2 protein-coding genes and 1 pseudogene are annotated in these 1,020 nt (G+C 47.5%); all 3 read right to left on the bottom strand.

The genetic code is table 11. The annotated features are described in order from the left end of the window. The coding region (locus JX325_RS17625) for a relaxase/mobilization nuclease domain-containing protein (RefSeq protein ID WP_204792294.1) at nt 1-250 on the bottom strand (250 nt) is incomplete at its 3' end. Further along, nucleotides 211-540, bottom strand: coding sequence for a plasmid mobilization relaxosome protein MobC (mobC, locus tag JX325_RS17630; protein WP_004081247.1), 330 nt, complete (start codon nt 538-540; stop codon nt 211-213). The genes mobC and JX325_RS17625, both read right to left, overlap by 40 nt. Nucleotides 541-806: 266 nt before the next feature. After that, a pseudogene (locus JX325_RS17635) lies at nt 807-1,020 on the bottom strand (transcriptional regulator); the annotation flags it as partial.

Consider the following 1,020-nt stretch of genomic DNA (forward strand, 5'->3'; position numbering starts at 1 on the left):
GCTTTCCGATTTCATGGGCTTTCTGATAATCGACTTCCCCCGGCTCAAAGGACTGTATCAGATGAAAGGCTAAATTGTTCCCCTTTTGGAGTGCTTGGGACAATGTATATTCAAACTCAATATCTGCCGTTTCATAGGAGCAGCCGAAAGAGGACACAAGCATTTTCCCGTCTGTCTTGTCCGGGTTTTCGATATAGTCAAGGGCTTTGCTTAGAGTGCTTTTAATAGGCTTAATCTTTGTAACCGCCATATCTCCGCAAGCACCCCCTTTATTTCCTCTATGTCCTCTTGGTATGCGTTCCCCGTCGCGTTTACGCGGCGTGCTATCTGGTTGACGTTGACGCCGATTTTCTGTATCTCTGCGGTCATTGCCTTAATGTCGCTATGGTCTATCTGAATGATATACCCGTCAATGGCAATCTTCCGCAGATATGCCGCCATGTTCCGGGTGGGTACGAGCTTCATTTTTTCCAGTATTAAATCCCGTTCCGCTTCCGTCACTCTGAATTTGATTTGTACCGTCCTTTTCCGTCCGTCCATGTATTCGCTCCTTTCCGTTTTTTAGAGGGTTTTGGACACTTCCCAACAAGCCATTTTCAACCGACGCGCCGCAGCGCGGGAGGGGGAAAATACGGAAGTGGGTACCCGCTTCCTATGCTTGCTACGAATGTTTTTATCCTTTAGGCTCTTATCCCCTACTACGGAGAAAAAGCGATTTTGCCAAACTTACGCAAAAGAAAAACGCTGCAATCTCAAAAAAAGATTACAACGCTCTCTATACTCTGTTCAGTTTTGACGGACACATCTTATCTGCCCTCTGTTTCGACTTCCGCTATCTCTTTTGCCGTTGCGGTCACAATCCGTATGCCTGTATCGCTCATACCGTCAAGGAGCGCGTCAAGCTGCCGCCGCTGCGTGTTCTTCTCCGGCGGCGTTTCCAAAAGGAACTGGTCTACGGATATATTGTAGCGGAGCATAAGCTCAAAGAAAATCTGTAAACTTGGGTGCTGCCCCTTGTTC

Source organism: Oscillibacter sp. CU971 (assembly GCF_905219725.1).
Lineage (GTDB): Bacteria > Bacillota > Clostridia > Oscillospirales > Oscillospiraceae > Oscillibacter.

Excerpts from the sequence above, each read along its gene's own strand:
- mobC (WP_004081247.1), bottom strand. The coding sequence starts at position 540 with ATGGACGGACGGAAAAGGACGGTACAAATCAAATTCAGAGTGACGGAA.